We start from the raw sequence: 7242 nt of genomic DNA on the forward strand, positions 1-7242 counted from the left end.
GATATAAGGAGTTAAGAGGACAGCAGATCCGTTATCACGGAATTTGTCCGCTATTTTACAGTGATTTTCATCAAATACCGGAACGTGAGTCCTGAAACATGTTGAAAAAGAGGGTTTTCAAGCAAATAGCGGAACGAGAGTCCGGTAAAACGGATATACCGATGTTTGTTTGACTTTGTAGCATCAAACAATGGTTGAATGCAAGTAGAAAGGACAGAGGTTCCGCTATCTGTGAAAAAAGCAGTGATATTAGAAGTTAAGAGGACAGCAGATCCGTTAATACGGAATTTGTCCGCTATTTTACAGTGATTTTCATCATATAGCGGAACCAGTGTCCGCAAACATGATGAAAAAGAGGGTTTTCAAGCAAATAGCGGAACGAAAGTCCGGTAAAAATGCCTACATAATCAAAATTAAGAAACTGAGATTTTGGAATATCATTACTGAGGTATATTCTTTGTGGGTAAAACGAGTCTATAAGTCCGTGCTCTCTCTTTTCCGCTTGCAACAGCAAAAATTTGTAAATCAACTAGTTTATACAATACTCGCCTGGTATGTCGATCACTAATTCCAAGATGCTTTGCAAACTCAAGGGGAGAAATGGGTCGCAGCAAACGATGTGCAAATCGGACTGCTTCTGCCTCTAGCCAAGACAAATGTGCAGGGACATCCGAAGAGAGGAATTTGCCAATGAAAGATAAAATAAGCTGCTGACATTTCTTTGGTTCTTCCTTAATGGATAAATAGGCTATTGGTAAGAATGTCCAGCCATCAAGAGCTAACAATGAGTGTCGCCAACATAAATCTTTAAATCGTCTAACGTCTAAATCTCTTGCATGCGGACCGAAACCTTGAATTTCAATACCTCCTTTAGCTTGTCCGGGCATATAGGCAAGATCGAGGTAACGAAACCCATTATTGAAATCCCGTACCTCCCATTCAGGATACAAGTGATCAAAATTCCCTATTGCAGGGAACCACACCAGTCGAAGAAATTCAATTGTAGCATGCCCCAACCCCTTTTCAAGAATTTCACGTCTTCTGTGATTTTTCTCGTTAGAAATATTATACTGGTGCCATTTAGTAAACTTTTCTTCAAACTGCGACATCAATTCACTCCTCTTAATTATTTAAGTTAGCCAAGTAAAAAAGCCGCTTCAATACAAAAACTAAATGCCAAAAGCATTTTGTATATGTATCGAAGCGGCAAATTTAATGACTGACTTATTAATATAAGTTTAGCTTGAAAGGAATTAATCTGCAATTACATAGTTAAATATAACCTATTGAATTATTAAAGGCATAGGAAAATAAATTTAGCAAGGGACTTTGTAAATAAAGGAGTCAGGTCACCTAGTAATCGAGCAAGTAATCACTACAAATTGACCAGGTAATAATGTCCGTGTTTGAGTTGGTATACCAGCCTGTCTACTTTCACAAAATACATCAACGGTTGTAAGTCCACAATGAATCCTAGCAAATTCCCCGTGTCTTAAGTCAATATCTCTTAATCTGGCTGATGGTGCACCGATAATAGGTAAACAAAATAGTACTCCAATTTCTCCTTTTCTTAATATGACTGGATTTCCTGTTGTACTTTGCATTCTTCCGTTTTGATCCACAACCATGAATAAGTGCCCTTCTGAGTATCTATGACTCATTTTAGACATAGGAGACATGTATCGCCAGTTATTCTCAGCACTTGTCCTTCTTTGATGGTCGCTCATTTTTACACCTCCAATACGTCCAATTAATATTAAAGATATTCATCAAAATTTTTTATGAAACGGCTATTGCATTGCATTGTTCTAATCAAAAGCAAAATGTCATCGTCATATTTATTCCTTCCTTACCATATGATGAACTATCTAGTAAAAATGGAGGAAAGGGAATGAGCAAACAAATAGAACAACTGATAACAGAAGAGATGGTGACTCAATATTTTGAATGGAATCAGCAGAAAAAGGAAATTGAAAGTAAAATGGATGAATATAAGAAGGCTTTTCAACTATACTTTGATAATAGTGTCGGACTTAATGCAAAAGGACAAGTCAAAATCGGAAACTATAAATTACAACGTCTGATTAGAAAAACGGAAAAGTATGATGAAGTCCAAACGGTGCAAAGATTGGAAGAACTTAAGCTTAATGATTTAATACAAATTGTAAAACGTCCTGATGAAGAAAAAATTAAATCAGCGATTCATTTAGGATTTTTAAAAGAGGATGATTTAGAGGGATGTTTGAAAGTATATTCGTCTCCGGCAATTTCCGTAAAACTTGAAAAATAGCTATAAAAAAAGGGACCATTTTTGGTTCCTTTTTTTATACTTTCTTATCGATATTATGATAAGATTCATTTAAATTCACTTGCATATGACTTAATAGGCTTAACAATGTTAAATTGCTAAAAAGTGTCGGTTTTACGAAAAAGCTAAAGGGAGATACACTTTGGTGTTGAAAATATAGTATTATTTGAAAGAAAGAGTTTATTTACAAAGACCCCTACTTATAAAATTGCAAGTATAGCAACTGTAACTAGAAATATATCTTTGAGGTGAAATATGGAAAAACAAAAGAGTAGACCAAAAACGACTGGCCAATCTTCAAAAAATTTCTTTTTTTGGGTAGTTGGTCTAGTGGTGATTTGTATTATTGGATTGGTGTTGATCAGTAAACTGATAGGAAAAAACGATGCTGCATTTGATTTTGACTATAAAAATCAGCCATATGTCGGAAAAAGTAGTGCACCAGTAAATATTGTCGAATTTGGCGATTATAAATGCCCTGTTTGTAAGAACTTCACAGAAAATGTGTATCCGTCAACAATAAAGAATTTAGTTGATTCTGGAAAAGTGAAATTCTATTTTATGAATTACCCATTTATTTATCAAGATTCTACTCGTGCAGCATTGTTTTCTGAAGCAGTATACGGTGAGTTAGGAAATGATGCATTTTGGAAGTTTCATGATTTGCTTTATAGCAAACAGCCAGATGATGAGAAGTACGAACATATGGATGTATATACGGATTCCTTTTTACAAAGCACATTAAAGGAAATTGTTAGTGAAAAAGATGTCCAAAAGGTAGAAGCTGCTGTGAAGGAAAAACGTTATAATGATGCGTTAGAAAAAGATAAGTCTTATGTAAACAAACTAAAGATTGATTCAACTCCAACTTTTTTTATAAACGGCAAACAATTTACAGGCAAAACATATGAGGACCTATTAAAAATGATTAATAATGCTGCAAAGGGGAAATAAAGGTATGAATAAAACTTTAGGTTTCGCATGGTTAACGGCAATTATTGCCATGCTTGGAAGTTTATTCTTTAGCGAGATAATGAAATTTATTCCCTGTACTCTTTGCTGGTATCAACGAATCCTTATGTATCCTTTAGTTTTTATCCTTGGAGTTGCGGTGTTTAATCATGATATAAAGGTTTATAAATATGTACTACCGTTATCTATCATTGGTATGGTAATTTCGATCTATCATTACAGTATTCAAAAAATACCGTTCATGAGAGAAGTTCAAGTATGTACAAGTGGTGTTCCATGCTCTGGCCAATATATCAATTGGTTAGGTTTTATCACCATTCCTCTTCTAGCTTTTACCGCATTTACGTTTATAACGGTTGCAATGATTAACATTAGAAAAAGACAAGTAGGTAACTGATATTCTTATATAAAAAGCGAAGCCATATTAAAAGGCTTCGCTTTTTGAGTGGATATGAACCCGATTCCTTCCTGAATTTTTCGCAATATAAAGTGCTTTATCCGCAAGATTCATAATCTCTTCCACTTTATTCGTACTTAAAGGGAAATTAGCTGCACCAATGGAAACCGTTATGTTAATGCTTTTTCCAGTTGTTAGTTTAAATGGAAAGGTTTCAACAGTAGATCTTATTTGTTCTGCGATTAATTCAGCACTCTCCATGGAATTGTTAGGTAATAAAACAGTAAACTCTTCTCCACCATTTCGAGATACAATATCTTGAGGTGAAGTATTGGCTTTTAGAATGGAAGATAACTGCTGAAGAATTTCATCTCCTTCACTATGTCCAAACGTGTCATTAACCTTTTTGAAAAAGTCTATATCAATATAAAGTATGGATAGTTTCTGATCTTTTTCCTTTGCTTGAGATAGCAAGTTGTTATATTCATCGTCAAACTTTCGATAATTGTTCAGCCCAGTTAAAAAATCCTTGGACGATTGTTCCTTATACATTTTAAAAAGCTTAAATGAATCGTTTAAATAATGAACTAAATATAAGCTGGAAAATCCAGCAATATAAGAAAATATCCAATAGATAGGTATAAGATTTATTAATATTTTGGAGTCTCCAATGAGATAGAAAAGAATAAAAGTAAATATAAGATTTGTGTATGTGAGCAACAATACATTTTTCGTCTGCAATTTCATATTCGCTTTCGAAATAAAAAAGCAGCCAATTCCAATTAGTGTTGAAAATAATAATGCTACAATAGAAGAAGTATTTACTCCCCCCATAATAAACCTTCCTATAGTAATGATAAGTAACGAAATAAAACTAGGAAAAAATCCTCCAAAAATGGCTACAATAATGGTGGGGATAAGGCGAAAATCAATAAAGTTATTATCGATATGTATACCAAACTCCATCAATATACATCCAAGTAAACCAAAGGCAATTCCATATAATAGCTTTATGGTTACTTTTGCGTTAATTGAAAGTACATTTCTTTTAAATAAATGTAGATATAAAAATAAAAACGAAATGATGATCGTAATATTAATAAACAAGTCTTTAAACATAAGCCCCACCTTTATAGCAAATTTGGATAAAAACACTTAATCCTTCCCCATTTTTGTCAACAGTAATTATTTTATCAAATTTCTAATAAAAGAAAAAATTTATATCGGAAATCAAGATTGATAGATAAAAAATAGCGGATTCAATTATGAACCCGCTTACTAAATTTCGATATCAGTACTAACTACTTCCTTCATATCAGATATTTCATTGTAAATTTCGGAAACAGTCTTACGGAATCCTACTAAAGCCTTCAACTCTAGCAAATGACCTTTCTCCTGTAAATCTCTTATCCTAATGCTTTCCAAAATTATTTGCATGGATTCAAGATTAGAAATGACATTATCAATATCTTCTTTTTGTAGAACTATTATTTTAAGTTGAATGTCCTTTTGTCGTAATTGTTTGAGTCCAACAATTCTAAGAATGGAAGGTATTAATTCCACACTGATCATTAATAAGATGACGCCAGCAATTGCCTCGAAATAAAAACCTGCTCCAACAGCTATTCCGATTCCACCTGCTCCCCAAATCATTGCAGCAGTTGTCAATCCTGTTATATTGTCATTTCCCTTTTTTAATATAACACCTGCTCCTAGAAAACCTATGCCGGAAACAATTTGCGCCGCAAGTCGAAGTGGATCCATACCAATAGGTACATCATTATATTTAGGGAATGTATAAGCTGACTGAATGGAAACTATCGTTAATAAGCAACTAGTTATGGAGATAACGAGACTGGTTTTTAACCCTAAAGGTTTTCTTTTTAATTCTCTTTCTAATCCTATAACTAAACCTAGAATGGCTGAAATCCCTAATTTTAAAAGTATTTCTTTATCAATTATTTCCAATAAAGTGAACCTCTTTCTTATTTTGAGTAAATAATTTTAATCTTGATGGAAATTGCAGTGAAAAGGGTTTAAAATGGTGTATGTCATTTTATCATATACAATTTTGTTATAAAAGGAGAAAATAATGAAAACTTCGAAAATAAATTCTTACATCGGATTAATAGTTGGAGTTATCGCTGTCTCCACTTCTGCAATACTAGTGAAATTATCATCTGCTGATGCAGGAGTAATTGCATTTTATCGTTTGTTTTTTACAGTTCTACTAATGTTGCCTTTCTTTCTATTAAAAAATGTAAAAGAATTGCGTTCCATTTCTATTGGTGATTGGATAAAGTCTATTATTGCGGGTATTTTTTTAGCGTTTCATTTTATATTATGGTTTGAATCATTAAACCTAACATCGGTCGCAAGTTCAACGGTTCTTGTTACTTTACAACCTCTTTTCGCTTTTGTTGGTACCTTTTTTATTTTTAAAGAAACTTTTTCTTTCTCAAAGATTATTAGTGGAGTAATTGCAGTAATCGGAAGTTTCATTATAAGTTGGGGTGATTTCACCATTAATGGAAATGCACTTATTGGAGATTTACTTGCACTAGCTGCGTGTGCACTCATAACTGGTTATTTATTAATTGGGCAAAATATCCGAAAAAGACTTTCATTAATGACTTATACCTTCATTGTGTATGCGATTAGTTCAATTGTTCTGTTCGTTTATATTTTAATAAAAAAAGAATCGTTCATTCATTTAGAAAATCAAGATTGGCTTTATTTTTTATTGCTTGCTATTTTTCCAACCTTATTAGGGCATACCATCTTCAATTGGTGTATAAAATGGATAAGCACATCAACGATCTCTATGGCGATCCTTTTCGAACCAATTGGAGCAGCGATTTTAGCGTACTATATATTTAATGAAAAAATAGTCATAACCCAAATCATTGGAGGAATTATCATTATATTAAGCGTATTATTATTTGTAATTGATTGGAAACCCTCAAAGTCTATTAAAAATGAGACAAAACATTAAAAAAGATTCTTAGATAAATATATAAGCGAGTCCAGAAAATACAAAGGCCATAATGATCACTAAAATAAAGTTTAGTGATGTTGTGGCCTTGTATTCTTTTTTTAATTCTGATGTTGCATAATAAAATAGATAAATCGTCATTATTATGGATAAGCAAAAAGCAAATTTAATAGCCATATAAATTTCACCTTCCATTTACAACTACTTTTTGCTAATATATTTATAAATGGGACAAAGTATGTTAATGAAACTAATCACTAGAAAATTAAAGTGAAAATAGTATTGCAATCATTCAGTAACCATGTTATATTATTATTCGTCCGATAAAGTTGGTGGATATATTCAACATAATATCCAAAAAAACATTTTAAAAAAGTGTTGACATTCCGTTGGATGAAATGATATTATATAAAAGTCGCTTCTGAAAGAATAAAAAAGATGTTGACAAGAAACACACAAGATGATATAATATAAAAGTTGCTGTCTGAAAGCGACTGAAATTGATCTTTGAAAACTAAACAGAACGAAACGTCAATGTTTTAAATTATATGAGCTATATCAAACATCTTT

8 protein-coding genes are annotated in these 7242 nt (G+C 32.4%); 4 read left to right on the plus strand and 4 right to left on the minus strand.

What is annotated here, in order from left to right; genetic code table 11:
• Positions 1 to 440: 440 nt before the first annotated feature.
• Together AC3WJF_RS22620 and AC3WJF_RS22625 are read right to left on the minus strand one after the other, a co-directional pair.
• Positions 441 to 1109 carry a transcriptional regulator gene (locus AC3WJF_RS22620; protein ID WP_492456286.1) on the minus strand — a complete coding sequence of 223 codons (669 nt, stop codon included), beginning with the start codon at positions 1107 to 1109 and terminating at the stop codon, positions 441 to 443.
• A gap of 240 nt (positions 1110 to 1349) precedes the next feature.
• Entirely contained in the window at positions 1350 to 1727 is a 378-nt protein-coding gene (locus tag AC3WJF_RS22625; RefSeq protein ID WP_492456288.1) for a hypothetical protein, read from the minus strand.
• A 164-nt stretch (positions 1728 to 1891) separates the two neighbouring features.
• On the opposite strand from AC3WJF_RS22625, the gene AC3WJF_RS22630 reads away from it, so the two are divergent.
• The 3 genes from AC3WJF_RS22630 (at position 1892) to AC3WJF_RS22640 (ending at position 3677) form a co-directional block, all read left to right on the plus strand.
• Complete coding sequence (locus AC3WJF_RS22630; RefSeq protein ID WP_492456290.1) at positions 1892 to 2290, plus strand: hypothetical protein; 399 nt, start codon at positions 1892 to 1894, stop codon at positions 2288 to 2290.
• 273 nt (positions 2291 to 2563) lie between these two features.
• Positions 2564 to 3262, plus strand: a complete 699-nt coding sequence (locus AC3WJF_RS22635) for a DsbA family protein (protein WP_492456291.1) — start codon at positions 2564 to 2566, stop codon at positions 3260 to 3262.
• Positions 3263 to 3266: 4 nt separating this feature from the next.
• Positions 3267 to 3677, plus strand: a complete 411-nt coding sequence (locus tag AC3WJF_RS22640) for a disulfide oxidoreductase (RefSeq protein WP_492456293.1) — start codon at positions 3267 to 3269, stop codon at positions 3675 to 3677.
• A 27-nt stretch (positions 3678 to 3704) separates the two neighbouring features.
• Here the strand turns inward: AC3WJF_RS22640 and AC3WJF_RS22645 are convergent, their stop codons facing one another.
• Both AC3WJF_RS22645 and AC3WJF_RS22650 read right to left on the minus strand, forming a co-directional pair.
• Positions 3705 to 4796: a GGDEF domain-containing protein gene (locus AC3WJF_RS22645; protein WP_492456295.1), complete on the minus strand. Its 1092-nt coding sequence runs from the start codon at positions 4794 to 4796 to the stop codon at positions 3705 to 3707.
• A 159-nt stretch (positions 4797 to 4955) separates the two neighbouring features.
• Positions 4956 to 5645, minus strand: a complete 690-nt coding sequence (locus AC3WJF_RS22650; RefSeq protein ID WP_492456297.1) for an MgtC/SapB family protein — start codon at positions 5643 to 5645, stop codon at positions 4956 to 4958.
• A gap of 124 nt (positions 5646 to 5769) precedes the next feature.
• On the opposite strand from AC3WJF_RS22650, the gene AC3WJF_RS22655 reads away from it, so the two are divergent.
• The gene (locus tag AC3WJF_RS22655) at positions 5770 to 6672 is read left to right on the plus strand and encodes a DMT family transporter (protein WP_492456299.1); all 903 of its coding nucleotides are present in this window, start codon (positions 5770 to 5772) and stop codon (positions 6670 to 6672) included.
• Positions 6673 to 7242: the final 570 nt, after the last annotated feature.

It is taken from the genome of Heyndrickxia sp. FW510-T9 (assembly GCF_058781025.1).

Excerpts from the sequence above, each read along its gene's own strand:
- AC3WJF_RS22620 (WP_492456286.1), bottom strand. The coding sequence starts at position 1,109 with ATGTCGCAGTTTGAAGAAAAGTTTACTAAATGGCACCAGTATAATATT.
- AC3WJF_RS22625 (WP_492456288.1), bottom strand. The coding sequence starts at position 1,727 with ATGAGCGACCATCAAAGAAGGACAAGTGCTGAGAATAACTGGCGATAC.
- AC3WJF_RS22630 (WP_492456290.1), top strand. The coding sequence starts at position 1,892 with ATGAGCAAACAAATAGAACAACTGATAACAGAAGAGATGGTGACTCAA.
- AC3WJF_RS22635 (WP_492456291.1), top strand. The coding sequence starts at position 2,564 with ATGGAAAAACAAAAGAGTAGACCAAAAACGACTGGCCAATCTTCAAAA.
- AC3WJF_RS22640 (WP_492456293.1), top strand. The coding sequence starts at position 3,267 with ATGAATAAAACTTTAGGTTTCGCATGGTTAACGGCAATTATTGCCATG.
- AC3WJF_RS22645 (WP_492456295.1), bottom strand. The coding sequence starts at position 4,796 with ATGTTTAAAGACTTGTTTATTAATATTACGATCATCATTTCGTTTTTA.
- AC3WJF_RS22655 (WP_492456299.1), top strand. The coding sequence starts at position 5,770 with ATGAAAACTTCGAAAATAAATTCTTACATCGGATTAATAGTTGGAGTT.